The organism is Pseudomonas sp. SJZ078 (assembly GCF_007828255.1).
Lineage (GTDB): Bacteria > Pseudomonadota > Gammaproteobacteria > Pseudomonadales > Pseudomonadaceae > Aquipseudomonas.
Window position 1 is genome coordinate 163,949 of record NZ_VIUG01000009.1, and the last position, 25,128, is coordinate 189,076.

Sequence of the window (25,128 nt, forward strand, 5' to 3'; positions counted from 1 at the left end):
ATTCCTGGAACCTTCCAATGACGGAGATAAGGGATGAGCAAGGGCAAGGCGCTATTGATTTTGCATGGCAAGCAAGCGCTCAACGAAGAGGTTCGCGCCGCTGTGATGCTCAGGCGCAAGCAGGGCTGGGACCTGGCGGTACGGGTGACCTGGGAGGCGGGCGATGCCCGGCGGTGCGTCGAAGAGGCGCTGGAGGCCGGTTATACGCGGCTGATCGCCGGCGGCGGTGACGGAACCTTGCGAGATATCGCCGAAGCGATGGCCCTCAGCGCCAGCGATGCCAGCCTGGTGCTGCTGCCCCTGGGGACTGCCAATGATTTTGCCAGGGCGGTCGGGGTCCCGCTGGAACCGGATCGAGCCCTGGATCTGCTGGACCTTGAACCGCAACCCATCGATCTGGGGGAGGTCGGTGGACGGATTTTCCTCAACATGGCCACGGGCGGTTTCGGCAGCCAGGTGACGGCGAATACTTCCGAAGACCTTAAAAAGGTGTTGGGAGGCGCTGCTTACCTGTTTACCGGACTCACGCGCTTCAGTGAATTGAGCGCGGCCTATGGTGAATTGCAGGGGCCGGGATTCAGCTGGCAGGGCGATCTGCTGGCGTTGGGCATCGGTAATGGTCGGCAGGCCGGAGGAGGCCATGAGTTGTGTCCGCAGGCATTGGTCGATGACGGATTGCTGGACATCAGTATCCTGCCGGCGCCCCAGGAAGTGGTCGGCACGCTGAAAGACTTGCTGGCCGGTGGCCTGGGTATCGACAACATGTTCGTGCGTGCACGCTTGCCATGGGTGGAGATCAAGGTGGCCCAGGGTCTGGATATCAATCTGGATGGCGAGCCCTTGCAGGTCGACAGCCTGCGGTTCACGGTGCGTCCGAAAGCGCTGCGAGTACACCTGCCACCTGATTCGCCCTTGCTGGTTGCCTCTCCGGCGCTCAATCGTCCAGGCTGATGATTTGCTCGCGCACGGCGAAAAGTACCAGCCCGGCCACGTCATGGATCTGCAGGCGCTTCATGATCTGGGCCCGGTGGGTTTCTACGGTCTTGATGCTCAGGCTCAGGCCATTGGCAATTTCGCGAGTGGATTTGCCCCGCACGATCAGTCGCAGTATTTCCAGCTGGCGTGCCGTCAGATTGTGGGTCTGGACAGGGGAGGGTTGATGTTTCTGCTGGGTGCGGGTCAAGGCCTGGTTGATCACTGTATGAGCGATGGCTGGGCTCAGGTAGTGTTCATCGTTACGTAGTGCGTTCAGGGCGTGCTCCAGCTCGGTGGCCGTCGTGTCCTTGAGCAGATACCCATGGGCACCGGATTCAAGCGCCTGCATGATCAGCGCCGGGTCGGTGTGCATCGACAGGATCAGTACCTTGCTGCGTGGCCGTACCTGCTTGAGTTCGCGCAGGGCGTCCAGGCCGCTGGTGTTCTTCATGGTGATGTCCAGCAACACGATATCGGGGTCCAGTCGTTCGACCAAGGCCCGCAGTTGTGCACCGTCACTGGCTTCACCGATGACGGCATAGCCGGGCAGATCCGTTATCAGTGCGCGCACGCCGGCGCGGATCAGTGAGTGGTCATCTACCAGGAGCAAATTACAAGTCAATGGAGAACCTTATTCTTGTTGGCCCGTGCCAGGGCGCGAGGAGCCCAGGGGAAACGGGCTTCGATATGCGTGCCCTTGCCAGCTTCACTGATGACTTTCAATGTGCCGCCCAACTGCTCGACTCGCTCTGACATGCCGGCCATGCCGCGTTGACCTTCGCGAGCGGGATGGGGCGCCGGGACGAACCCATGACCGTCATCGTGGATCAGCAGCAACAGGCCTTCGGGCAGGCGTTGCAGGCGCACCAGCAGATTGTGCGCTTGAGCATGGCGCAGGACGTTGGTGACCGCTTCCTGGGTGATTCGAAAGGCGGCGACCGTCATTTCCTCCGGGATACCCGTCATGCGCTGCTGGCAGTCGAGGCTCCATTTAACCGGGGTGTTGGCCAATGTCTTGAGCAAGTGCGCGCGCAGGCTGGCTTCAAGTCCGAGGCTGGTCAACTGCCGGGGGTTGAGAATGGCCGATACGTCGCGGACTTTGTCGAGGGTCTCATCCAGGGTTTCGCAGAGGATCGAGCACTGCGCTTGCAATTCGTCCGGCAGCCGGCGCTTGAGCCATTCGCTCTGCAGTTTCGCTGCCGTCAGTAGCTGGCCGATGTCGTCATGCAATTCGCGACTGAGCCGATGGCGTTCGTTTTCCTGGACTTCGAGCAGCCGCTCGGCCAACTCCTGAGGTTGCAGCTTGATGGATTTTCGCGACGACTGGTACTGGATCAAGACACAGACCAGGGCCGCGATATCCAACACCAGCAAGGCCAATGGCAATGTCTGGGCAAACAGATAGATCAGCAGGCAGCCAAGGGTCGAGCAGACGCACAGAAATAGTGTGAACCGGCGGGCGTTTTCTTGGGAGGGTGGCCAGGTGATGAATGAATTGAGGCTGGCGTGCATGACGGATGGAGCCACTGAATGTTCGCTGCGGGCGAGCCGGTCAGCACAGGGGACGGCCCGGGTCGGTAAATGGTTCAGGTCGAGGCTGGCTTCAGATTGATGGCATTTCCTGCTGCTGTTTCGAAGCGCCCGACGCGAGACATAGTACCACTTCATCCATGGTTGGTCGCGCTCGGCATGGCGGTGTGAAAGCGCCGTGGAGCAGACGCGTCGAGCTGCGCCGGCATCATTGGTATCACGCTTGTTTCTGGGAATAGGAAAGCAGGCTCAGGGGACGTGCCGCAGGCAATACCTCGCAGGGGCGCTGGCCCACCTGGAGCGCAAAGGCTTCGATCAACGAGGCCTGTTCGCTGTTGTCCAGGCTGAGCTGGCCGGTAGTGGGGTCGACGAGTTCAAGTTGCCATGCCATCAGCGTGAAGCAGTCCTTCAACGCCTCCAGGGCCTGATCATGCAATTCCATGTGGTTTTGCGCGTGGCTGAGCAAGCCATGGATATGCAGCGAAAACTCCGAAACGGCTTCCAGTGCCAAGGCGTTTGCCTTGTTTGCCAATTTCAGCAGGGAGCTGAGCATGCAATCGATCGCATCCTTGTCGTTACTGATCAATTGCAGGTGGCTCAGGCATTCCTCCGACTTGGCCAAAAGGGTCTCGGCCTCGGTCAGGAATTCTGGAAAGCGCTGGATCCAGTTCTTACGATCGTTCGGCATGCTTATCTCCACAACATCATGTCAGGCGAAAGGAAACCGCTTGTGGCGAGCGACGGGACCGGTCGGCAACGAGCGGACTTGCGTCGTTGCACCCTTGGCTGGGGTCCTGCGGTCGCGCACAAAGGCCTGACTCCGTTCAGCAATGAGAATGGCGTCACATTAATGGCTATTGGATATCGGGAATATCAGGTTAGACCTGATTGTGCCTAGGGGAATCCCTTAGGCAGGGGAACCTTTTACGCAAAACGAAGTCGCGCAGCGGGTGAATAAAGCGGGATGAGAAGGTGAGGGCAGTAAAACATGATGTTAAGGTGATATCAATCCTCTACGCAGCTATTTCAGGTCAGGGTCAAGATCCGCGTTGGGCGGCCGATAGCTGTTCTATTGGATTCATCCGAATAATCCCCAGGAGTCATCGATGGCCAGCATTCTCGACACAGTAGATCAACGAACCCAGCTGGTGGGTGAGAATCGCCTGGAAATTCTCATGTTTCGCCTGGCGGGCCGGCAATTGTTCGCCATTAACGTGTTTAAGGTCCAGGAAGTGTTGCAACTGCCCAAGTTGACCCTGATGCCGCAGCGCCATCCATTTGTCTGTGGCGTGGTCAACCTGCGGGGCCAGACGTTGCCGGTGATCGACCTGTCCCAGGCTATCGGCATGCGTCCATTGGTGCCGGGGGCCAACAGCACCATTATTGTGACCGAATACAATCGTTCGGTTCAGGCGTTCCTGGTGGGAGGCGTGGACCGCATCGTCAACATGAACTGGGAAGCGATCATGCCCCCACCGGGCAGCGCCGGCCGTGAGCACTACCTGACCGCCATCAGCAAGGTGGACGATCAGTTGGTGGAAATCATCGACGTGGAAAAAGTCCTGGCTGAAATCGTGCCCTACAACGCCAAGGTTTCCCGGGACAAGCTCGAGGACCCGGTACTGGAACGTGCCCGTGGGCGCGAAGTGCTGTTGGTGGACGACTCCAAAGTCGCGCTCTCGCAACTGCGCGACACCCTCGGGCAGTTGGGCATAAAGATGCACGTTGCCGGCGACGGCTTGAAGGCCCTGAACATGCTCAAGGCCTGGGCCGATAGCGGCGAGGTGATGACCGACAAATTGTTGATGGTCTTCACTGACGCGGAAATGCCGGAAATGGACGGCTACCGCCTCACGACTGAAATCCGCAACGACCCACGGTTGCGTGGGCTCTACGTGGTACTGCACACCTCGTTGTCCGGCAGCTTCAACGACTCGATGGTCAAGAAGGTCGGCTGCGACAACTTCCTCTCCAAATTCCAGCCGGACAAACTGGTCGATGTGGTGCGCCAGCGACTGATGCTCGACTGAAGCTGATCATGGTTTGCTTCGATGGCCGGCTCGTATATGGTGGCGTTTTTTCAGCACCGGGAGCTGGCCATGTTGCGTCTGAGCGCGCTGTATCGTTATCCGTTGAAATCCGGCAAGGGCCAGTCTCTGCAAGGGACTGGCCTGGACAAGCTCGGCCTGGACGGTGACCGGCGCTGGATGCTGGTGGATGAGGGCACCGGGCGATTCCTGACTCAACGGGCCGTGGCGAAGATGAGCCAGCTCTCGGCATTGTGGAACGAAACGGGTGGCTTGACCCTCAGTGCGCCGGGCTACGACAGCATTGATGTGCCGCTACCATCGGCCCGGGAAGAACAGCGCCGCGGGGTGATCATTTGGCGCGATACCCTGCGTGTTCCGGATGCCGGTGACGAGGCGGCGGCCTGGGTCAGCGAATTCATCGGCAACGCCACCCGCCTGGTGCATGTGCCGGTAGAGTTGGCACGCACCACGGCGGCTGGTTATGGCAAGGATGACGACAAGGTTGCCTTCGCTGACGGATTCCCGTTGTTGCTGATCGGCCAGGCCTCGCTGCAGGATCTGTCGAATCGGGTCGGTCGCCCGCTGGAGATGTTGCGTTTTCGACCCAACCTGGTGATCGAAGGCAGCCAGGCGTTTGCCGAGGATGGGTGGAAGCGAATCCGCATCGGCGATGTGGAATTGCGGATAGTCAAACCCTGCTCGCGTTGCATCATGACCACGGTAGACCCACAGACCGGCGAACGCGATCCGGGCCGTGAGCCTTTCGCCACCTTGCAGCAGTATCGTTCGACACCGGATGGCCCGATGTTCGGTCAGAATCTGGTCAATGACAGTAATGGCCGGCTTGAAGTCGGCATGCCGGTTGAAGTGCTCGAATAAAGCTTGCGCGGCGCCTGTGGCGAAGAGATGAATCCCCTCGCCACAGCTGTTCGCGACTCAGCTGCGGTATTCACACAGGTAGGCCGTGTCGACCGCGACCTTGAGTTGGAACTTGCTGTCGGCAGGTACATTGAAGCGGCTGCCAGCCGCGAAGGTTTCCCATTCGGTGCTGCCGGGCAGTTTCACGGTCAGGGCACCGGATACGACGTGCATGATTTCCCGCTGGGCCGTGCCGAATTCGTATTCACCCGGAGCCATGACGCCGATGGTCGCAGGGCCTTCGGCCGTACCGAAAGCGATCGACTTGACGGTGCCGTCGAAGTACTCGTTGACTTTGAACATGGGCGATTCCTCGAAAAAAGGGCTGAAAAAGGCCGGCCAGTATGCACAAGGCTTCAACACTCGTCATCTGCGCGGGGGCAGTTCAATCCGCCAGCACCAGGGGCAATAACCTTGCCGTGTTGCGCGCATCTTCCAGGGCGCGGTGCTGTTGACCGGAAAATTGCAGGCCGGCCAGTTGCAACGCCCCGTTAAGCCCCAGCGGCCGTTCGAGTCGACGGGTCTTGGCGAAGCGTTGCTTGAGGTTCATGTGGGGCACGCGGGCGAGAACACTGTCTAACTGATGTTGATGCCATTCCTGGAGCAACTGCTTGCGGTCATAGTCGCCCCAACTGACCCATCCTCCCAGGTTCGCGTGGTAGGGCGCCAGCCAGCGTTCGAACGCTGGCCAGACCTCGGAGATGGTCGCTGCGCTGTCGATATTGGCTTGGGTAATGTGCGTCAGCTCGCGGCAGAAGGGCGTGAGCAGCGGTCGTCGCAGGGGCCGCACGAAACGCTGGAAGTGATCCAGCTCACGCCCGTCACGGTTCACCAGCGTGGCGCCAATCTCGATAATTTCCATTTCGGCTACCGGCCAGCCACCTTCATCGGTGGTGGCCTCCAGATCAATCACCAGCCATTGAGGCATCACGAGGTTCCCGGTATTGGCGTGCAGATGGTTTTGAGCGTAGTCAAATGCGCTACATTCGCCTAGTGTCCTGTTTCGCAAAAAAGAACAGTATTTGTGATACAGGACACTAGTGTCCTGTACGGTTGATTCGTGCACTCAACTTCTGTCCGAGCGCTTGCCTGGCTGGTCCGCCCAGCTTAAATTGCCGGCGCCAATGACGACTGCAGGAGAGAATGGGTGGACGAGCGAAAAGCCCTGGCGGTGATGCATGAACTGGTTGGCCTAGGACAATTGACCGACCCGGACAGTGCTCGCGGCAAACTGCTCCAGACCGCCGCCCACCTGTTTCGCAACAAGGGCTTCGAACGCACTACGGTGCGCGACCTGGCGAGCGCCGTGGGCATTCAATCCGGCAGTATTTTCCACCACTTCAAAAGCAAGGACGAGATCCTGCGGGCAGTGATGGAAGAAACCATCCGCTACAACACCGCCTTGATGCGTGCGGCACTGGCCGAGGCGCGCGGCGTGCGTGAGCGAGTACTCGCGCTGATCCGCTGCGAGTTGCAGTCGATCATGGGCGGCACCGGCGAGGCGATGGCGGTATTGGTCTATGAGTGGCGCTCGCTATCCCTGGACGGGCAACGGCAGGTGCTGGCCTTGCGGGATATTTATGAAGACTTGTGGCTCGAGGTATTGGGTCAGGCCAAGGATGCCGGGTATATTCGCGGGGACGTGTTCATTACCCGGCGTTTTCTCACGGGCGCGTTGTCCTGGACCACCACCTGGTTTCGCGCCGAAGGCTGCCTGAGCCTCGATCAACTGGCCGAGCAAGCGTTGATACTGGTGCTTGAAGAAAAACAATAGTGAAGCGGCCCGTTAAGTGGCCGCGGAGCTGGCTAAGTGGCTGAAACCGCCTAGCTTGAATATATGGATTGACTTTTGGGGAGTGGTGCCTTGACGTTTTCGCCGAAGGGGATGATCCCGCGTGCTTTGCTGGCTGCACTGGCTGTTTTCCTGGTGGTGCCAGCCTCGGCGGCGCAACTGGTCAGGATCGGGGCCGCGCATTTTCCTCCCTATACCGTGCGCCCTGAAAACGGCGCCGACACCGGCCTGTTGCCGCAGTTGGTCGAAGCCCTGAATCACTCCCAGACCGACTATCAATTCGAGCTGGTACCGACATCTATTCCACGCCGTTTCAACGATTTCAAGCAAGGCCGGGTCGATATGGCGATCTTCGAGAACCCCGACTGGGGCTGGAAAGATGTGCCTCATACCGCAGTGGACATGGGGTTGGAAGATGCGGAAGTTTTCGTTACCCAACGTCAGCCGGATCGCCAGCAGAGTTACTTCAGCGACCTCAGGGGAAAGCGCGTGGCGTTGTTCAGCGGCTATCACTATGCCTTTGCCGAGTTCAACGCCGACCCCAAGTTCCTGATGGGCCAGTACAACGCTACGCTGACGTACTCCCACGACAGTAATCTGCTGATGGTCTTGCGCGGGCGGGCGGACATCGCCCTGGTGACCCGTTCATACCTGAACGACTACATACTGCGCAACCCTGAGGTAGGGCCGCAGCTGCTGGTGTCCGAACGTATCGACCAGGTTTACCACCACTATGCCCTGATCCGGCCGCAGGCGCCGATTACCAGTGAAACGTTTGGACAATTGCTGCAGAAACTACGGGATAACGGCCAACTGCTGGCGATTTTCAAACCTTACCAGATTGAACTGGTGCCGCCGCACGCTCATTGACCGCAGGCCCAGGGTTTCCTTGTCCACTTCCCGCACAGCCCATCAGGCCGGCGAATCGGAGCGATAAGCCGAGCAGCATTTTTCAGGCTGGTTGAAGAAGACTTCACCGGGTCCAAACGCGCCGATTTTCTGGAAAGTGTCATTGACCGCATCCATCAAGCCGAACTGTTCCTGGGTCTGCGTGTGACTGCACGCGGCCAGCAGCGCTTCAAAAAAGAGCAGTTTTGCTTTGGCCCTTTGCCCGGATGCCCGGTCTGTGTTGATGGCTTTCGGCTTCAGGAGGTCAATCTGTTCTCGAGCGAAAGCTTCAAGCTCGACTTGAGTCATGGCTGTTACTCCACCGACTGTTGTGAAATCTCACGCTATCGCCGGCAAGCGGCTCGGTCTACTGTCAGACCTGACAGGTACCTGTCCCACATGGATGGCCCCGGCGATTGACGGCTTGCCATAGGGCACGTCAGTCTGGCCGGGTTTTTTCATACGCAAACAAGGAGGTCATCGATGCCCTTTGCAACCCTTGACGGACAACCGCTTCATTACCTGGACCAGGGCCATGGCCCGGTGGTGGTGCTGGGCAGCAGCTATTTGTGGGACCACGGCATGTGGGCGCCGCAGATCGAGGCATTGTCACGCCATTACCGGGTGATTGCCCCGGACCTGTGGGGCCACGGTCAATCCGGGCGTTTGCCCGAGGGCATGTCCTCTCTGGACGACCTGGCCCGCCAGGTCCTGGGGTTGATGGATCACCTGGACATCGATCGCTTCAGTCTGGTGGGGCTTTCGGTAGGCGGGATGTGGGGGACACGGCTGGCGTTGATGGCCCCGAAACGGCTCCAGGCGCTGGTGTTGATGGACACCTATGTGGGCGTCGAGCCAGAGCCGACGCGCCTGTATTATTTCTCGCTGTTCGACAAGATCGAAGCCGGCGGCAGCATTCCCGAGCCGTTGCTGGACATTGTCGTGCCGATCTTCTTCCGGCCAGGCATCGATCCGCAATCGCCGCTGTACCGGCAGTTCCGCGCAACACTGGCCGCGCTGCCGGCTGATCGCCTGCGTGACAGCATCGTGCCGTTGGGGCGAATCATTTTCGGCCGCGACGATATCCTGCCGCGCCTGGGTGAGCTGGATGCTGGCAGCACCTGGGTGATGTGCGGTGACCAGGACAAGCCACGACCACCTTCCGAGTCTCTGGAGATGGCCAGGTTGATCGGTTGTCCCCATATGCTGATCCCGGAGGCAGGGCACATTTCCAACCTGGAGAATCCTGGGTTCGTTACCGAAGCATTGCTTGAGTTCTTGCGTAGCTGACCCACTGCAATCGCGAGCAGGCCCGCTCCTGCATTGACCTGTCAACACCGGGCCATTGCGGGAGCGGGCTTGCTCGCGAAGACGGCGGTACAGTCAACATCCTTGTCGACTGATCCATTGCTTTCGCGAGCGAGCCCGCTCCCACAACGATATCCAGGGAGCGGTTATTTCGGCCCGAGGATCTTCACCAGTTTGTCCGGCGAAGGGGCGCCTTGTTGCTGTTGCAGCTCGCCTTTGTCATCCAGGTAGAAAATCGCCGGGGTGGCGGACAGCTCCAGTTCGTCCATCAACTGCTGGTTGGCATCGAGCTTGGCCTGGATGGCGGGCGGTATGTCCTTGAGGGGCTTGAGCGTGCTGCCCTTGCCGGATTTTTCATGGTCCTCCAGGGCTTTTTGCGGGTCCTTGGCCGCCAGCAACGCGGCGGATTTCCCGGGGCTGTCTTCGCGGATGATGCCCACCATGATGTGGCGCAACTGCACCTTGCCGGCCTTGACCCATGGCCGCGCCTGTTCCCAGAACATGTTGCAGTAGGGGCAATTGGGGTCGCTGAACAGGTACACGGTACGCGGTGCATCCTTGCTGCCGTCGGCGATCCAGTTGCTCGCCTCCATTTTTGCCCATATTTCCTTCGCCATCGGTGCGTAGACCAGTTTCTGCAGCGGCTCGGCGCTCAAGTCCTTGCCGTCGGCGTCGTACAGGTTGCCGAGCAGGACGTGCTGGCCGTCCGGGGTCAGGTACAGCGCCATGCCGCGGTTCTGGTATTGCGCCGCGTAACCGCGTAGCCCGTCCGGTGCCTCGAAAGTACCGACGATCTTCGCGCCCTTGGCTTCGATTTTCTTGATGGCTGCCGGCAGTTCTTCGGCCTGTAGCAGCGGCGCTTGCAACAGCGCCGTGGCGACGGCCAGCGTCAGCATGTGGCGGAGGCGGGGCATGGCGGTTTCCTTGTGACGGGGTGGGGCGCCGTGGTTGAACCCGGCGTTTCGAAATTTTCCAGGGCGCGGGCCAGGCTTGCTTCCGACAGTTCCCCCAGGTGACTGCCCAGCAGGCGGCCGTCGGCGCTGTAGAACAGCGTCGTCGGCAGCGCCATGGAGCCTACGGCCTGGCCAAGGCGACCACTGCCGTCGAACAAGACATTGTCCAGGCTAAGGCCCTGGGTGGCGAGGTAAGTGCTGACGCTCTGCATGCTTTCGGCCTGGTTGACGAACAGGAACGTCAGATCCGGACGCTGCTGCTGGGCTTCTTCCAGTACCGGCATTTCACGCCGGCAGGGCGGGCACCAGGTGGCCCAGAGATTGATCACCAGGGGGCCGCCCTGGTAATCGGTGAGTTTCACGGTCTGTCCGCTGGCGTCGCGCAGGTCGATGTCCGGCAACCGGGTGCCCTGTTCATAAATCGTCAGCGCCATCGTCGCGATCAGCCAGAACAGCAGGCCGCTGCCGACGCCGAACCCCAGTGGCCGGCGCAGGGCCGGTCGACGTCGAGCCCACAGCAAGGTCCCGATGACCAGCGCCACGATGCCAGGCCAGGCCAGGAAGCCGCCGTCGCGCAAGTCGACGATCTGCCACGGGTCGTCCTGGTAATGGCTCCAATAGGCGATGACAAAGCTGATCCGTGCGGCCAGGAGTCCCACCAGAAAGAGTACGAACAGCACCGACTCGGGGTTCTCGCCACCGCGCTTGGCTACCCGCCAGCCTACGAAGGTCGCCAGCGCCAGGGCACTGATCAGCAGCAGGTGGTTAAGGGCGATAGCAAAGGTACCGAGGGTGAATGTCAGCATCAGTTTGCTTCCCGGGTACTGTTCCAGCGCTCCAGGAAGCCCTTGGCATCGACCTCCCCGGTGATGCGCCGGCTGCGGCGCTCTTCACCGTCGGCGCCGATCCACAGCAGGCTCGGCGGCCCGGGTACCTGGTAACGGTTCAGCAGTTCGCGGCTGGCGGCATTGTCAGCGGTCACGTCGAGGCGCAGCAGGCGGACGTCCTTCAAGGCGTTCAGCACTTCGGCGCGGCCGAACACCTGTTTCTCCATGATTTTGCAGGAGACGCACCAGTCGGCGTAATAATCCACGAGCACCCACTGGCCCTGGGATTTGGCCGCGTCCAGCTCCCGTTGCAGAGCAGCAGGCTCGCGGATCGTGACGAAGGCGTCGTGGGCGCTGACGGTCGCGCCGCTCTGGGTGCCGGTGTAGACCTTCAGGGGTTGGAAGAAATCATCGCTACCACCGGCAGCACCCACCAGCAGCGCACTGCCCCATAGGCCAAACAGTAATGACGCGCTGCCGCAGGCATAGGCCATGCGGCCGAACCCTTCGGTCTGGCGCCAGGCGCTGTAGGCGGCGATCAACAACAGCACGCCCCACAGTCCGATCCACAGCGAGCCGTCGATGACCGGACGGATCATCAGCAGCGCGGTACCCAGGAACAGGAAGCCGAACACGCCCTTGACCAAATCCATCCAGGCGCCGGGCTTGGGCAGGAAACGGTTGCCCACGGTCACCAGCAGCAATAGCGGCAAGCCGATGCCGACGCCCATGGCAAACAGGATCAGGCCACCGTGCAGCGCGTTACCACTCTGGGCGATGTACAGTAGCGCGCCGGCCAGCGGAGCGGTCATGCATGGGCCTACCAGCAGGCCGGACAATGCGCCGAGAATCCCGGCGCCCACCAGGCTGCCGCCGCGGCGCTGACGCCCGGCATTCTCCAGGCGGTCGCGCAAGGCGGCCGGCAGTTGCAGTTCGAAGAAACCGAACATGGGCAGCGCCAACACCACGAACACCGCGGCGAAGGTACCGAGTAACCACGGCTGTTGCAGCAAGGCCTGGAGGTTGGCGCCCAACAACGCGGCAAGCACACCCATGGCGGCGTACACCAGGGCCATGCTGATCACATAGCTGCCCGCCAAAGTCAGACCGCGCCGAGGCCCGGCACCGCTGCCCACCACCAGGCCGGCGAGGATCGGCAGCATCGGCAGGGAACACGGCGTAAACGCCAGCAACAGTCCCAGGCTGAAGAATACCAGCAGGCTCCAACCCAAGGCCCGTCGCTGCAGACCGCTGGCCAGGGCCTGGTCCGGCGCTTCGCCCTTGGCCGTCGCAGCGCTACTGCCGCCCAGGTCGACCACCTGGGTCTGGGGTGGATAGCACAGCCCAGCATCGGCACAGCCCTGGAAACCCACTTTGATCTTGCCGGTGGCGCCTGCCGGAATCTTCAGCTCCAGTGCCTGGCGATAGACTTGTTGGTCGCCGAAAAACTCATCGCTGTGGGCTTCTCCCGCCGGGAGCTTCGGTTTCTGCGCGTCGGCCAGGCCGTCGAATCTGAGTCGCTGCTGATACAGGTAGTACCCATCGGCAATCTGCCAGAAGAGCTGGGTCTCACCGGAGTCGAGGCGTTCCGAAGTAAACACGAAGGCCTTTTCCACCGGCAGGAAATCGGGTTTGGTTTCGAAGGGATTGGCGGCCTGGGCCAGGCTCGAAATCAGCAGCAGCCACAGCAAAAACAATCGACGCATGGATAAAGCCTTAGAACGGAGCAAGTGGAAAGCACGATGGCGGCCGGCGATTAACCGTCGATTAAACGGCGAGGGCCGATGGCGCAATGATCGCCCATGTTTGCCGCACTCGTCGCATAATGTCGGCTTAATCGGCCGGCGGCCTAATGTACCTTTTTCCACGAGGCTTACCATGCGCGTACTGGTGTGCGAAGACGATGAACTGATCGCCAGCGGGATCGTCGCCGGTCTTACGGCCCAGGGCCTGACTGTCGAGCATGTGGGGTCGGCCTCGGCGGCGCGTGCGATGATCGGCGTGGCCGAGTTCGATGTCATGGTGCTGGACCTGGGGTTGCCCGATGAGGACGGCCTTAAACTGCTCAAGCAATTGCGCCAGCAAGGGCTGGAGATTCCGGTGCTGATCCTCACCGCGCGGGATTCTGTGACCGATCGGGTCGACGGTCTGCAAGCGGGTGCCGATGACTATCTGCTCAAGCCCTTCGACCTGCGCGAACTGGCGGCGCGCCTGCACACCCTGCTGCGACGCGTGGCCGGTCGAAGCGTCAATCTGATCGAGCACGGTCGCTTGACTTACGACCCCAGCAGCCGTGAAACCCTCCTGGATGGCCAGCCAGTGGATTTATCGCGGCGCGAGCAATCACTGTTGCAGGCACTGTTGCACAGCCGTGGCCGGGTGCTGTCCACCGAGCAGCTCAAGGACAGCGTGTACGGTTTCAATGACGAACTGGAAAGCAACGCCCTGAACGTTCATATCCATCACCTGCGGCGCAAGCTCGGCAACGGGATTGTCGAGACGGTGCGCGGGCTGGGTTATCGCCTGGGGCCGGCCGATGGCGGAGAACCTTCCAAGTGATGAGCCTGCGATTGCGCCTGAGCCTGACCCTTGGCGCGGCGTTCACCCTGATCTGGGCCCTGGCGGCGGCATGGATGCTCAGCGATCTGCGCAACCAGATGATGTTTTCCCTCGACCAGCGCCTGGTGGCGTCGGCGCGGATGGTCGCCGGCCTGCTGGAGCAGTTGCCGGCGCTGCCCAGCAAGGGCGAGGGCACGCATTTCAGCGCCGAGCAGTTGAGCATTCCCGGTGGCATGGCCTGCCAGGTCAGTTCCTTGCGGGGCGAAATCCTCGCCCGTAGCCACGGCACCCCGGAACAGGTCCTGGAAGCCGAGAAGATGGGTTTTCACGATCAGATGATCGACGGCGCGCCCTGGCGTAGCTTCACCCTGGCCCGTGGCGATGTGCGCATTACCACCGCCGACCGCCAGATCGAGCGGGAAGCGCTCAATATGTCGATTCTGCTGGCGGCCTCGGTGCCGGTGGGGGTAGCGTTGCTCGGCTGCCTGTGCCTGCTGTGGCTGGGTATCGGCCAGGGCCTGGCGCCGCTCAATCGCATGCGCGATGCGCTGATGCGGCGCAATGCCGACTCCCTGGAGCCCTTGCAGATCCATCCGTTGCCCAGTGAGCTGCGCCCTTTGCTGGAAACCCAGAATCAGCTGTTCCAGCGTATCGGCAAGACCATCGAGCGCGAGCGCAGGCTGACCGGCGATGCGGCCCATGAACTGCGCAGCCCCTTGACGGCCATCAAGACTCATCTGCAAGTGGCGCGCATGACCGAGGGCGTCGCGCGCGACCAGTCCCTGGCTCGGGCCGAGGAGGGCGCCGACCGGCTGCATCGCACCCTCGAGCAGTTGCTACTGCTGGCCCGGGTGGAGGGTAGCCTGTCTTTTGACGATGGGGTGCAGTGCAATGCCGAGCAGGTCGCACGGCTGGCGATCCAGGATGCGTCCAGTGGCGAGCCCGGGCGAATCAGGCTGCAGGTCTCTCCTGGGGTTTGCGATGCGCCGGTGCAGATGCCGGCGGTGCTTTCCATTGCTGCGTTGCGCAACCTTCTGGATAACGCGCTGCGTCATACTCCGGAGAATACCGTGGTGGAACTGAGCCTGGAGATGATTGGCCAGCGGGTGCGTTTCCAGGTTCGCGACCATGGCCCCGGCATTGCCGCCGACGATATCCAGCACCTGACCCAGCGCTTCTGGCGCAACGGTCAGAGCACCGGCTGCGGCCTGGGGTTGGCGATCGTCCAGGCCATTGTCCAGCGATGCGGTTGCAGTCTGCATTTCGACAGCCGTCCGGACGGGCTGCGGGTGGAATTGACGATGCCGGTACAGGCGCAGGTTCGCTAGTGTGGTATTTCTGAACCACCACTCTAGCTGACTGCTCGAAGCTTCCTGCAATCATTCCCATTGGCGCACCCGGCTTATCCGGGTCTATGTTTTTTCAGCTCGACTCAAGGACTGAGGAAAACAGCGACAATGGACACCTTCATCGAAATCAGCACGGCCGCGCCCGACGATGCCGGCATCATCAGCCGGATCGCCGAGCGCTCCATCCGGGTCGGTTGTGCCGCAGAGCACCGTAACGACCCGCGCGTCGTAGCCGCCTGGATCCGTACCAATGCCACCGCGCGTATCCGTCTCTGGTTGCTCGACCCGCGGTTGCGCCTGACCCTGGCGCGTCTGCATGGGCGGCCGGTGGGCGTTGCGATGGCTTCGGTCAGTGGTCGGATCGCATTCTGCTATGTGCAGCCGGAGTGGTTTCGGCGCGGGGCCGGGCGGGCGCTGGTGCAGGACATCGAGGCGTGGTTGCATGGCCGCGGGCTCGCCCAGGTACGCCTGAACAGCACGGGTACCAGTCATGGGTTCTATCGCCGCCTGGGGTTTGAGCAAAGCGCCAAGGCCTGTGCCATCGGCGGTATTGCGGCCATTGCGATGCACAAGTCGCTGGGCGATTGATTCAAAAAACCCACAAAACCCTTGTGGGAGCGGGCTTGCTCGCGAAGGCGGTGGCACAGTCAGTATTGATGTTGTCTGGTGCACCGCTTTCGCGAGCAAGCCCGCCCCCACAGGTGAAGTGTCCGCGGCTACTTGAACCGTCGCTCCACGCCCTTCTCTACCAGAATCTTCGCCGAAATCTCCTCCACGGAAAAATGCGTGGAGTTGATGTGGGGGATATTCTCCCGCCGGAACAGGTTTTCCACCTCGCGCACTTCGAACTCACACTGGGCATAGCTTGAGTAGCGGCTGTTGGGCTTGCGCTCGTTGCGGATCGCGGTAAGGCGATCCGGGTCAATGGTCAGGCCGAACAGCTTGTGCTGGTGGGCGCGCAGGGCGCTGGGCAGTTGCAGGCGCTCCATGTCTTCTTCTGTCAGCGGATAGTTGGCCGCACGGATGCCGAACTGCATCGCCATGTACAGACACGTCGGTGTCTTACCACAACGCGACACCCCCACTAGGATCAGGTCGGCCTTGTCGTAATAATGCGTGCGGGCGCCGTCATCGTTGTCCAGCGCGAAATTGACCGCCTCGATCCGCTCCATGTAATTGGAGTTGTGGCCGATGGAGTGGGATTTGCCGACCGAGTAGGACGAATGCTCGCTCAGTTCCTGCTCCAGGGGCGCCAGGAAGGTAGAAAAAATGTCGATCATGAAACCATTGGACGTTGCGAGAATCTCACGGATGTCCTGATTGACGATGGTATCGAAGATGATCGGGCGAAAACCGTCGGTTTCGGCGGCTTTATTGATTTGCTGTACCATCGCCCGCGCCTTGTCGACGCTGTCGATGTACGGACGTGTCAGCTTGGTGAAGGTAATGTTTTCGAACTGCGCCAGCAGGCTTTGGCCCAGGGTTTCGGCGGTGATGCCGGTACCATCGGAGATAAAGAAAGCAGATCGTTTCATTTGCACCTTGGGCCTTAAGCTAATAGCGTTTCTTGGATATGATAGGCGCGATTTGCCGGCCGCCAATGGCCAGCATTCTCACTTATTTTCCAGGTCCAGGCCATATCGCCGGCCAACGCTCCCCAGGAGTTGCCGGTGCCTTGAGCTTTTCCAACACAGTCAGTGGAGAGATCACCTTGGTAGAGTACGTAGTTTCCCTCGATAAGCTCGGCGTCCATGATGTGGAGCATGTGGGGGGCAAGAACGCATCCCTGGGCGAGATGATCAGTAACCTCGCCGGTGCCGGCGTATCGGTGCCGGGTGGCTTTGCCACGACAGCTCAGGCTTATCGTGATTTCCTGGAACTGAGCGGCCTGAACAAACAGATCCACGATGCGCTCGATGCCCTGGACGTCGATGACGTCAATGCCCTGGCCAAGACCGGTGCCCAGATCCGCCAATGGATCATGGAAGCCGAATTCCCGGAGCAACTGAACAGCGAAATCCGCAGCGCTTTCGCCAAGCTGTCCGAAGGCAACCCCGACATTGCTGTCGCCGTGCGTTCCTCGGCCACCGCCGAAGACTTGCCGGATGCCTCCTTCGCCGGCCAGCAGGAAACCTTCCTGAACATCCGTGGCGTGGAAAACGTCATCCGCGCCGCCAAGGAAGTCTTCGCCTCCCTTTTCAATGACCGTGCCATTTCCTACCGCGTGCACCAGGGCTTCGACCACAAGCTGGTCGCCCTGTCCGCAGGCGTGCAGCGCATGGTCCGTTCCGAAACCGGCACCGCCGGCGTGATGTTCACCCTCGACACCGAGTCGGGCTTCCGTGACGTGGTGTTCATCACCGGCGCCTACGGCCTGGGTGAAACCGTCGTCCAGGGCGCGGTGAACCCGGATGAGTTCTACGTCCATAAAGGCACCTTGCAAGCCGGTCGCCCTGCCATCCTGCGCCGTAACCTGGGCAGCAAGGCCATCAAGATGATCTACGGCGACGAAGCCAAGGCCGGTCGTTCGGTGAAAACCGTCGATGTGGACAAGGCCGAGCGCGCCCGTTTCTGCCTGACCGACGCCGAAGTCAGCGAGCTGGCCAAGCAAGCCATGATCATCGAGCAACACTACAAGTGCCCGATGGACATCGAATGGGCCAAGGACGGTGACGACGGCAAGCTGTACATCGTGCAGGCCCGCCCGGAAACCGTGAAGAGCCGCACCCAGGCCAACGTCATGGAGCGCTACCTGCTCAAGGAAACCGGCACCGTGCTGGTGGAAGGTCGTGCCATCGGTCAGCGCATCGGCGCCGGCAAGGTGCGGATCATCAAGGACGTCTCGGAGATGGACAAGGTCCAGGCCGGTGACGTACTGGTTTCCGACATGACCGACCCGGATTGGGAGCCGGTGATGAAGCGCGCCAGCGCCATCGTCACCAACCGTGGCGGCCGTACCTGCCACGCGGCGATCATCGCCCGTGAACTGGGTATTCCGGCGGTGGTGGGTTGCGGCAACGCCACCGAGCTGCTCAAGGACGGCCAGGGCGTAACCGTTTCCTGCGCCGAGGGCGATACCGGCTACATCTTCGAAGGTGAGCTGGGCTTCGACATCAAGAAGAACTCCGTGGACGCCATGCCGGAGCTGCCGTTCAAGATCATGATGAACGTCGGCAACCCGGACCGTGCCTTCGATTTCGCGCAGTTGCCGAACGCCGGCGTGGGCCTGGCCCGCCTGGAGTTCATTATCAACCGCATGATCGGCGTGCACCCCAAGGCTTTGCTGAACTACAGCGGCTTGCCGCCAGAGATCAAGGACAGCGTCGACAAGCGCATTGCCGGCTACGACGACCCGGTCGGCTTCTATGTCGAGAAACTGGTGGAAGGTATCAGCACCCTGGCCGCGGCGTTCTATCCGAAAAAGGTCATCGTGCGCCTGTCGGACTTCAAGTCCAACGAATACGCCAACCTGATCGGCGGCAAACTCTACGAGCCGGAAGAAGAAAACCCGATGCTGGGTTTCCGCGGCGCTTCGCGCTACATCAGCGAAACGTTCCGTGACTGCTTCGAGCTCGAATGCCGCGCCCTCAAGCGCGTACGCAACGACATGGGCCTGACCAACGTCGAGATCATGGTGCCGTTCGTGCGCACCCTGGGCGAAGCGAGCCAGGTGGTCGACCTGCTGGCGGAAAACGGTCTGGCCCGTGGCGAGAACGGCTTGCGCGTGATCATGATGTGCGAACTGCCATCCAACGCGATCCTGGCGGAAGAGTTCCTCGAGTTCTTCGACGGTTTCTCCATCGGCTCCAACGACCTGACCCAGTTGACCCTAGGTCTGGACCGCGATTCCGGAATCATTGCGCACCTGTTCGACGAGCGGAACCCGGCGGTCAAGAAGCTGCTGGCCAACGCCATTGCTGCTTGCAACAAGGCTGGCAAGTACATCGGCATCTGCGGCCAGGGCCCTTCGGACCACCCGGACCTGGCCAAGTGGCTGATGGAGCAGGGCATCGAAAGCGTGTCGCTGAACCCGGACTCGGTGCTGGAAACCTGGTTCTTCCTGGCTGAGGGCCAAGGCGCGGTCTGATTGAGTGAAGGGACCCTGTGGGAGCGGGCTTGCTCGCGAAGGCGATGGAACAGTCAGCATTGATGTTGTCTGGTACACCGCTTTCGCGAGCAAGCCCGCTCCCACATGTTCTGCGGCTTGACTGGCTGAGAGGTCCCTTTTGATTGAAACAGGGCGGGCTCCTGACGGAAGCCGCCCTTTTTTGTGCAAGAGTATTATGCAAAGCAGCAGCAACCTGTTTCCTGTCGCCCTGATCAGTGCCGAGCGGCGTGGCGATCTGAGCGAAGACGTCTACCGGCTGAAACCCGGCAACAGCCCGGACCCTAGTGTCGAACTGGCTGTCACCCGCCTGGGCATGGCCGACGCCGGCCAGGTCCGCGGCGTCCCGGTGATCCTGTTGCACGGCAGCTTCTCCAACCGGCGCTTCTGGTACTCGCCCAAGGGGCTGGGCCTGGGGGCGTACCTGACGCGGTTGGGATTCGATGTATGGATTCCCGAGATGCGCGGGCATGGGCTGTCCCAGCGCAACCAGGACTATCGCAACAATCGGGTGGCCGACTACGCCCGCTACGACTTGCCGGCCATCGGCGCCTTTGTGCGCGAACAGAGCGGGCAGGTGCCGCACTGGATCGGCCATTCCCTGGGGGGCATCACCCTGGCGGCAGCCTTGGGCGGCCACTACCTGGGCGAGCCGGCCGTGGCGTCGGCGGCGTTCTTCGGCACCCAGGTCAGCCGTACCTACTGGCCGCTGAAGATTCCGCCGGTGGAGTGGAGCAGCCGCTTCATCCTCAAGCGCTTTGCTCAATTGTCCGGTTCGAGGCTCAAGCGCGGCCCCGAGGACGAGCCCATCGGCCTGGCCCTGGAAAGCATGCGTTGGTACGGCTTGTTCGGACGTTTCGGCGATGCCGAAAAGGACTGGTGGGCGGGGCTGGCCGAGGTGCAGGTGCCGGTGCTGGCCGTGAGCGCCGCCGGCGATCACCAGGACCCGACCTGGGCTTGCCGCAAGCTGTTCGAGCAGATTGGCTCCGAGCACAAGCAGTTCGTGTGCCTGGGTCGGGAACAGGGTTTCAAGGACGATTTCGGTCATGTCGAGATGCTGGTCAGCAAAGCTGCGCAGGCCGAAGTCTGGCCGCTGGTCGCGCGTTGGCTGGACGATCAGGTTGCGTTATTGCAAGCAGAGCTGCCCAGTCTGGCCGAGGCAGTCTGAGGCAAAGGCTCTGACAAGGGCATTTCGCTCTGGTCGGCTTGCGGCTAAGATATGACGCGTTAAACGGTTCCGGTCACAAACAGTTACTCATCCAGTCTGACGTTCCAGCCTTTCAGGAGTAGTTCGATGAACCATTACCTCACGCCCGACCTGTGCGATGCCTACCCGGACCTGGTACAGGTGTTGGAACCGATGTTCAGCAATTTCGGCGGCCGCGATTCGTTTGGCGGTGAAATCGTGACCATCAAGTGCTTCGAGGACAACTCCAGGGTCAAGGAGCAGGTCGAACTCAAGGGCAACGGCAAGGTATTGGTTGTCGACGGTGGAGGCTCCCTGCGGCGGGCGTTGCTAGGGGACATGCTGGCCGAGAAAGCTGCGAAAAATGGCTGGGAAGGGCTGGTGATCTACGGCTGCATCCGCGACGTGGACGTCATCGCCCAGACCGACCTCGGCGTCCAGGCCCTGGCCAGTCACCCGATGAAAACCGACCGGCGCGGTGTCGGCGAGCTCAATGTAGCGGTGACGTTTGCCGGGGTGACGTTCCGTCCGGGCGAATATGTTTATGCGGACAATAACGGCGTGATCGTCTCGCCAAGCCCGCTGAAAATGCCTGAATAAAGCGTCAAAGCCGTAAGGGATGAGGATGTTCGAGGAAGAAAACGCGCAGTGGGGGCTGGTGCATGCTCTGGTACTGGACGGAAAGGGCGGCGCACGTTCGATTGCCCGGACCGAGCTCGACGATCTGCAGTTGCAGGCCCATGAAAGCCTGTGGCTGCATTGGGATCGCAGTCATCCGCAGACCCACACCTGGCTACGCAAATCCAGCGGACTGAGCGAGTTCAACTGCGATCTGCTGCTCGAAGAGAACACCCGCCCGCGGCTGTTGCCGTTGCCTAATGCTGAGCTGCTGCTGTTTCTGCGGGGAATCAACCTCAACCCAGGTGCCGAACCGGAAGACATGGTGTCGGTGCGCATCTTTGCGTCTGCCCAGCGCATCATCTCCCTGCGCCTGCGGCCGTTGCGCGCCACCGATGAGCTGCTGGTGCAACTGACCGAGGGCAAGGGACCGAAGACCGCCTCGGAACTCATCCTTTATATGGCGCAGTACCTCACCAACAAGGTGCAGGACCTGGTGACCTGCCTGTCGGAAATCGTCGATACCGAGGAAGAAAAACTCGATACCGACGAGCGGTATACTCCCGAGCACGATGCGATTTTGCATATCCGTCGCAGGGCGGCCGGGCTGAAGCGATTCCTGGCTCCACAGCGGGATATTTTCGGGCAGATGAGCCGGCTCAAGCTGGCGTGGTTCGTTGACGATGACGGCGATTACTGGAACGAATTGAACAACAGCCTGACCCGCTATCTCGAGGAGCTGGAACTGACCCGCGAGCGCGTGGGGCTGGTGCTGGAGGCCGAAGACCGGCGTCTGTCGGTGCGCATGAACCGTACCATGTACCGCTTCGGCATCATCACCGGGATCTTCCTGCCGATGAGTTTTCTCACGGGCCTGCTGGGCATCAATGTCGGTGGTATTCCGCTCTCACAAAGCCCTTATGGCTTCCTGGTCGCCTGTCTGCTGATGGTCTGCGTGGCGCTGGGGCAGTGGTGGTTGTTCCGCCGTCTGCGCTGGGTATAACAGGTTTCATGTGACCCGACGAAATTTGATCGCGTCTTTCACAGACATTACGAGAGGTGCGTATGCACGATCCGTTTGAACAGTCTTTGCGCGACATGCTCAAGGCCTCGCCCTCCAGCCGGGACGACGATGCCTGCCTGGGGCGTGTGCTGAAAACCGCCAATCGACAGGTCGGCGCGGGCGATCTGTTCAGCCTGCTGGGCCGTTGGCTGCCCGCGCTGATGATCGCCTTGAACAACGGGTCGGCCCATGTCTCGCCGGTTTCCCGTCGTAAACCTGTTACCCGCACCGCTGATAAGGCTGATTGAATATGGAATTGAATCTCTGGACCCAGAGCCTCGTCGCGGCCATGACTGCGTTGTGGACCAAGGTGGCCAACTTCATCCCGAACCTGTTCGGTGCCCTGGTGGTGGTGCTGTTGGGGTTCGTCGTGGCCAAGTTGCTGGACACGCTGCTGTCCAAGCTGCTCGCCAAACTGGGGCTGGATCGCCTGATGGGCGGCACGGGCCTGACCAAGCTGCTGTCCCGAGGCGGCATCCAGGTACCGATCTCGACCCTGGTGGGCAAGATTGTCTACTGGTTCGTGCTGCTTATCTTTCTCGTCTCTGCGGCTGAATCCCTGGGGCTTCAGCGGGTTTCGGCCACCCTCGACATGCTTGCGTTGTACCTGCCCAAGGTGTTCGGGGCGGCTCTGGTGTTGTTGGTCGGTGTGCTGCTGGCCCAGCTGGCCAATGGGCTGGTGCGCGGCGCAGCCGAAGGTGTAGGGCTGGATTACGCCTCGGGCCTGGGGCGAATCGCCCAGGGTCTGGTGATCATCATCAGTATTTCTGTCGCGATCAGCCAGTTGGAGGTCAAGACGGACCTGCTCAACCATGTGATCGTGATCGTATTGATTACCGTTGGTCTGGCGATCGCGCTGGCAATGGGGTTGGGAAGCCGGGAAATCGCCGGCCAGATTCTCGCGGGAATCTATGTGCGTGAGCTGTATGAAGTCGGGCAACAAGTGCGGGTTGGCGAGGTCGAAGGCCAGATCGAGGAGATCGGCACGGTGAAGACCACATTGCTGACCGAGGAGGGCGAATTGGTGTCGCTCTCCAATCGGATCCTGCTGGAGCAGCATGTGAGTAGCCGCTAACCCGGCAAACTCTGCTAATGTATGCCGCCGCAAAATGCCTGCCAGCGCAGGCTGTGGCGCACATTGACCTAGACCGTCGGCCCGACTTGTTTTGAACAAACCCCAATCGCTGTCCACGCGCTATGACCCCCGTGATCTCTCTGATGAGGAGTTGGTCGCGCGCGCGCATACGGAGCTGTTCCACGTAACACGTGCTTACGAAGAGTTGATGCGCCGTTACCAACGTACATTATTTAACGTCTGTGCACGTTATCTGGGGAACGATCGCGACGCTGACGATGTCTGTCAGGAGGTGATGTTGAAGGTGCTGTATGGCCTGAAGAACTTCGAGGGGAAATCGAAGTTCAAGACATGGCTATATAGCATCACGTACAACGAATGCATCACACAGTATCGCAAGGAACGGCGAAAGCGTCGCTTGATGGACGCTTTGAGCCTTGACCCTCTCGAGGAAGCGTCCGAAGAAAAGGCGCCCAAGCCCGAGGAAAAGGGTGGACTCGATCGCTGGCTGGTTTATGTGAACCCGATCGACCGTGAAATTCTGGTGCTACGATTTGTCGCAGAACTGGAATTCCAAGAGATCGCAGACATAATGCACATGGGTTTGAGCGCGACAAAAATGCGTTACAAGCGCGCTCTCGATAAGCTGCGTGAGAAATTTGCAGGTACTGCCGAAACTTAACTTCGGCGCAAATATCTCTTACGTGTAGGCAAGTTCTGATAGACTTGCCGCCGAGTTGTCCCCCGGTTTGCGGGACTGCTTCACAATCACCAGATGGGGATTTAACGGATGAAACTGAAAAACACCTTGGGCTTTGCCATTGGTTCTCTTATTGCCGCTACTTCGTTCGGCGCGCTGGCACAAGGCCAAGGCGCAGTTGAAATCGAAGGCTTCGCCAAGAAAGAGCAATTCGACAGCGCTCGTAACTTCAAGAACAACGGCAACCTGTTCGGCGGTTCGGTTGGTTACTTCCTGACCGACGACGTTGAACTGCGTCTGGGCTACGACGAAGTGCACAACGTTCGTTCCGACGACGGTCGTAACATCAAGGGCGCCAACACTGCGCTGGACGCTCTGTACCACTTCAACAACCCAGGTGACATGCTGCGTCCGTACGTCTCGGCCGGTTTCTCCGACCAGAGCATCGGTCAGAACGGCTCCAGCGGTCGTAACCGTTCGACCTTCGCCAACGTTGGCGGCGGCGCCAAGCTGTACTTCACCGAGAACTTCTACGCTCGTGCTGGCGTTGAAGCTCAGTACAACATCGACCAGGGCGACACCGAGTGGGCTCCAAGCGTCGGTATCGGTGTGAACTTCGGTGGCGGCTCCAAGCCTGCTGCTGCTCCAGTTCCAGCTCCGGCTGAAGTCTGCTCCGACAGCGACAACGACGGCGTCTGCGACAACGTCGACAAGTGCCCTGACACCCCAGCCAACGTAACCGTTGACGCTGATGGCTGCCCGGCTGCTGCTGAAACCGTACGTGTTGAGCTGGACGTGAAATTCGACTTCGACAAGTCGGTCGTCAAGCCAAACAGCTACGGCGACATCAAGAACCTGGCTGACTTCATGAAGCAGTACCCAGAAACCACCACCACTGTTGAAGGTCACACTGACTCCGTCGGTCCTGACGCTTACAACCAGAAACTGTCCGAGCGTCGTGCAAACGCCGTTAAGCAGGTTCTGACCAACCAGTACGGTGTTGAAGCGTCCCGCATTCAGTCTGTTGGCTACGGCGAAACCCGCCCAGTTGCCGACAACGCCACTGAAGCCGGTCGTGCTATCAACCGTCGCGTAGAAGCGCAAACTGAAGCTAAGAGCAAGTAATTAGCCCATAGTTTGGGAAAAGCCCGGCTTATGCCGTAATGCTGTTCACTTAAGCATTTGAGTCCAAGCCGGGCTTTCTAGAAAATCCGATACCAGTCCTCTGGTATCGGATTTTTTATGCCCATTC

27 protein-coding genes are annotated in these 25,128 nt (G+C 60.5%); 17 read left to right on the forward strand and 10 right to left on the reverse strand.

Annotated elements, in window-relative coordinates; translation table 11 throughout:
- The first annotated feature begins 33 nt into the window (after positions 1–33).
- On the forward strand, positions 34–951 hold the full coding sequence (gene yegS, locus FBY02_RS11400; RefSeq protein ID WP_144927381.1) for a lipid kinase YegS: 918 nt from the start codon (positions 34–36) through the stop codon (positions 949–951).
- Here yegS and FBY02_RS11405 read toward each other — a convergent pair.
- From FBY02_RS11405 to FBY02_RS11415, 3 genes are all read right to left on the reverse strand, one after another.
- Positions 935–1,597, reverse strand: coding sequence for a response regulator transcription factor (locus FBY02_RS11405; protein WP_144927384.1), 663 nt, complete (start codon positions 1,595–1,597; stop codon positions 935–937). The genes yegS and FBY02_RS11405 overlap by 17 nt on opposite strands.
- Positions 1,594–2,487: a sensor histidine kinase gene (locus FBY02_RS11410; protein ID WP_144927466.1), complete on the reverse strand. Its 894-nt coding sequence runs from the start codon at positions 2,485–2,487 to the stop codon at positions 1,594–1,596. The genes FBY02_RS11405 and FBY02_RS11410 overlap by 4 nt, the downstream gene beginning before the upstream one ends.
- Positions 2,488–2,722: 235 nt before the next feature.
- Complete coding sequence (locus FBY02_RS11415) at positions 2,723–3,193, reverse strand: hypothetical protein (RefSeq protein ID WP_144927387.1); 471 nt, start codon at positions 3,191–3,193, stop codon at positions 2,723–2,725.
- A 418-nt stretch (positions 3,194–3,611) separates the two neighbouring features.
- Here FBY02_RS11415 and FBY02_RS11420 point away from each other — a divergent pair, with 418 nt between their 5' ends.
- Both FBY02_RS11420 and FBY02_RS11425 read left to right on the forward strand, forming a co-directional pair.
- Positions 3,612–4,535: a chemotaxis protein CheV gene (locus tag FBY02_RS11420; RefSeq protein WP_144927390.1), complete on the forward strand. Its 924-nt coding sequence runs from the start codon at positions 3,612–3,614 to the stop codon at positions 4,533–4,535.
- A 69-nt stretch (positions 4,536–4,604) separates the two neighbouring features.
- A complete protein-coding gene (locus FBY02_RS11425) occupies positions 4,605–5,414 on the forward strand; it encodes an MOSC domain-containing protein (protein WP_144927394.1) in 810 nt (269 codons plus the stop codon).
- Positions 5,415–5,471: 57 nt separating this feature from the next.
- On the opposite strand, the gene FBY02_RS11430 is transcribed toward FBY02_RS11425, so the two are convergent.
- On the reverse strand, positions 5,472–5,756 hold the full coding sequence (locus tag FBY02_RS11430) for a pyrimidine/purine nucleoside phosphorylase (protein WP_144927397.1): 285 nt from the start codon (positions 5,754–5,756) through the stop codon (positions 5,472–5,474).
- Between the two features lie 82 nt (positions 5,757–5,838).
- Positions 5,839–6,381: an exonuclease domain-containing protein gene (locus FBY02_RS11435; RefSeq protein WP_144927400.1), complete on the reverse strand. Its 543-nt coding sequence runs from the start codon at positions 6,379–6,381 to the stop codon at positions 5,839–5,841.
- A gap of 219 nt (positions 6,382–6,600) precedes the next feature.
- Between FBY02_RS11435 and FBY02_RS11440 the strand changes: the two genes are divergently transcribed.
- Together FBY02_RS11440 and FBY02_RS11445 are read left to right on the forward strand one after the other, a co-directional pair.
- Positions 6,601–7,227 carry a TetR/AcrR family transcriptional regulator gene (locus tag FBY02_RS11440; protein WP_144927403.1) on the forward strand — a complete coding sequence of 209 codons (627 nt, stop codon included), beginning with the start codon at positions 6,601–6,603 and terminating at the stop codon, positions 7,225–7,227.
- A gap of 111 nt (positions 7,228–7,338) precedes the next feature.
- Entirely contained in the window at positions 7,339–8,115 is a 777-nt protein-coding gene (locus tag FBY02_RS11445) for an ABC transporter substrate-binding protein (protein ID WP_144927469.1), read from the forward strand.
- A 42-nt stretch (positions 8,116–8,157) separates the two neighbouring features.
- Here FBY02_RS11445 and FBY02_RS11450 read toward each other — a convergent pair whose 3' ends face one another.
- Positions 8,158–8,442 carry a hypothetical protein gene (locus FBY02_RS11450; RefSeq protein WP_144927406.1) on the reverse strand — a complete coding sequence of 95 codons (285 nt, stop codon included), beginning with the start codon at positions 8,440–8,442 and terminating at the stop codon, positions 8,158–8,160.
- A 174-nt stretch (positions 8,443–8,616) separates the two neighbouring features.
- Here FBY02_RS11450 and FBY02_RS11455 point away from each other — a divergent pair, with 174 nt between their 5' ends.
- Complete coding sequence (locus FBY02_RS11455) at positions 8,617–9,423, forward strand: alpha/beta fold hydrolase (protein ID WP_144927409.1); 807 nt, start codon at positions 8,617–8,619, stop codon at positions 9,421–9,423.
- A gap of 164 nt (positions 9,424–9,587) precedes the next feature.
- Here the strand turns inward: FBY02_RS11455 and dsbG are convergent, their stop codons facing one another.
- From dsbG to dsbD, 3 genes are read right to left on the reverse strand one after another with little or no spacing between them, the layout of a single operon-like run.
- The gene (gene dsbG, locus FBY02_RS11465; RefSeq protein ID WP_144927415.1) at positions 9,588–10,355 is read right to left on the reverse strand and encodes a thiol:disulfide interchange protein DsbG; all 768 of its coding nucleotides are present in this window, start codon (positions 10,353–10,355) and stop codon (positions 9,588–9,590) included.
- Entirely contained in the window at positions 10,331–11,200 is an 870-nt protein-coding gene (locus tag FBY02_RS11470) for a TlpA disulfide reductase family protein (protein ID WP_144927418.1), read from the reverse strand. Before FBY02_RS11470 ends, dsbG begins: the two co-directional genes overlap by 25 nt.
- On the reverse strand, positions 11,200–12,927 hold the full coding sequence (dsbD, locus tag FBY02_RS11475) for a protein-disulfide reductase DsbD (RefSeq protein ID WP_144927421.1): 1,728 nt from the start codon (positions 12,925–12,927) through the stop codon (positions 11,200–11,202). Before dsbD ends, FBY02_RS11470 begins: the two co-directional genes overlap by 1 nt.
- A gap of 172 nt (positions 12,928–13,099) precedes the next feature.
- Here dsbD and FBY02_RS11480 point away from each other — a divergent pair, with 172 nt between their 5' ends.
- The 3 genes from FBY02_RS11480 to FBY02_RS11490 all read left to right on the forward strand — a co-directional run bounded on the left by FBY02_RS11480 (position 13,100) and on the right by FBY02_RS11490 (position 15,717).
- Entirely contained in the window at positions 13,100–13,780 is a 681-nt protein-coding gene (locus tag FBY02_RS11480; RefSeq protein ID WP_047701500.1) for a response regulator, read from the forward strand.
- Positions 13,777–15,108 carry a sensor histidine kinase gene (locus FBY02_RS11485; protein ID WP_144927424.1) on the forward strand — a complete coding sequence of 444 codons (1,332 nt, stop codon included), beginning with the start codon at positions 13,777–13,779 and terminating at the stop codon, positions 15,106–15,108. Before FBY02_RS11480 ends, FBY02_RS11485 begins: the two co-directional genes overlap by 4 nt.
- A 129-nt stretch (positions 15,109–15,237) precedes the next feature.
- A complete protein-coding gene (locus tag FBY02_RS11490) occupies positions 15,238–15,717 on the forward strand; it encodes a GNAT family N-acetyltransferase (protein WP_144927427.1) in 480 nt (159 codons plus the stop codon).
- A gap of 128 nt (positions 15,718–15,845) precedes the next feature.
- On the opposite strand, the gene FBY02_RS11500 is transcribed toward FBY02_RS11490, so the two are convergent.
- Complete coding sequence (locus tag FBY02_RS11500; protein WP_042732259.1) at positions 15,846–16,664, reverse strand: pyruvate, water dikinase regulatory protein; 819 nt, start codon at positions 16,662–16,664, stop codon at positions 15,846–15,848.
- Between the two features lie 176 nt (positions 16,665–16,840).
- Here FBY02_RS11500 and ppsA point away from each other — a divergent pair, with 176 nt between their 5' ends.
- The 8 genes from ppsA (at position 16,841) to FBY02_RS11545 (ending at position 25,001) form a co-directional block, all read left to right on the forward strand.
- Positions 16,841–19,216, forward strand: coding sequence for a phosphoenolpyruvate synthase (ppsA, locus tag FBY02_RS11510; protein ID WP_144927433.1), 2,376 nt, complete (start codon positions 16,841–16,843; stop codon positions 19,214–19,216).
- Positions 19,217–19,412: 196 nt separating this feature from the next.
- Positions 19,413–20,402 (forward strand): alpha/beta fold hydrolase, encoded by a 990-nt coding sequence (locus tag FBY02_RS11515; protein ID WP_144927436.1) that lies wholly within the window; start codon positions 19,413–19,415, stop codon positions 20,400–20,402.
- A 126-nt stretch (positions 20,403–20,528) separates the two neighbouring features.
- Positions 20,529–21,020, forward strand: coding sequence for a ribonuclease E activity regulator RraA (rraA, locus tag FBY02_RS11520; protein ID WP_144927439.1), 492 nt, complete (start codon positions 20,529–20,531; stop codon positions 21,018–21,020).
- 25 nt (positions 21,021–21,045) lie between these two features.
- Positions 21,046–22,041, forward strand: a complete 996-nt coding sequence (locus FBY02_RS11525; protein WP_144927442.1) for a zinc transporter ZntB — start codon at positions 21,046–21,048, stop codon at positions 22,039–22,041.
- A 62-nt stretch (positions 22,042–22,103) separates the two neighbouring features.
- On the forward strand, positions 22,104–22,349 hold the full coding sequence (locus FBY02_RS11530; RefSeq protein WP_014337331.1) for a hypothetical protein: 246 nt from the start codon (positions 22,104–22,106) through the stop codon (positions 22,347–22,349).
- A 2-nt stretch (positions 22,350–22,351) separates the two neighbouring features.
- Entirely contained in the window at positions 22,352–23,176 is an 825-nt protein-coding gene (locus tag FBY02_RS11535) for a mechanosensitive ion channel domain-containing protein (protein ID WP_041021634.1), read from the forward strand.
- A gap of 91 nt (positions 23,177–23,267) precedes the next feature.
- Positions 23,268–23,858 carry an RNA polymerase sigma factor SigX gene (gene sigX / locus FBY02_RS11540; RefSeq protein WP_047701492.1) on the forward strand — a complete coding sequence of 197 codons (591 nt, stop codon included), beginning with the start codon at positions 23,268–23,270 and terminating at the stop codon, positions 23,856–23,858.
- A 108-nt stretch (positions 23,859–23,966) separates the two neighbouring features.
- Positions 23,967–25,001, forward strand: a complete 1,035-nt coding sequence (locus FBY02_RS11545) for an OmpA family protein (RefSeq protein WP_144927445.1) — start codon at positions 23,967–23,969, stop codon at positions 24,999–25,001.
- The last annotated feature ends 127 nt before the right edge of the window (positions 25,002–25,128 follow it).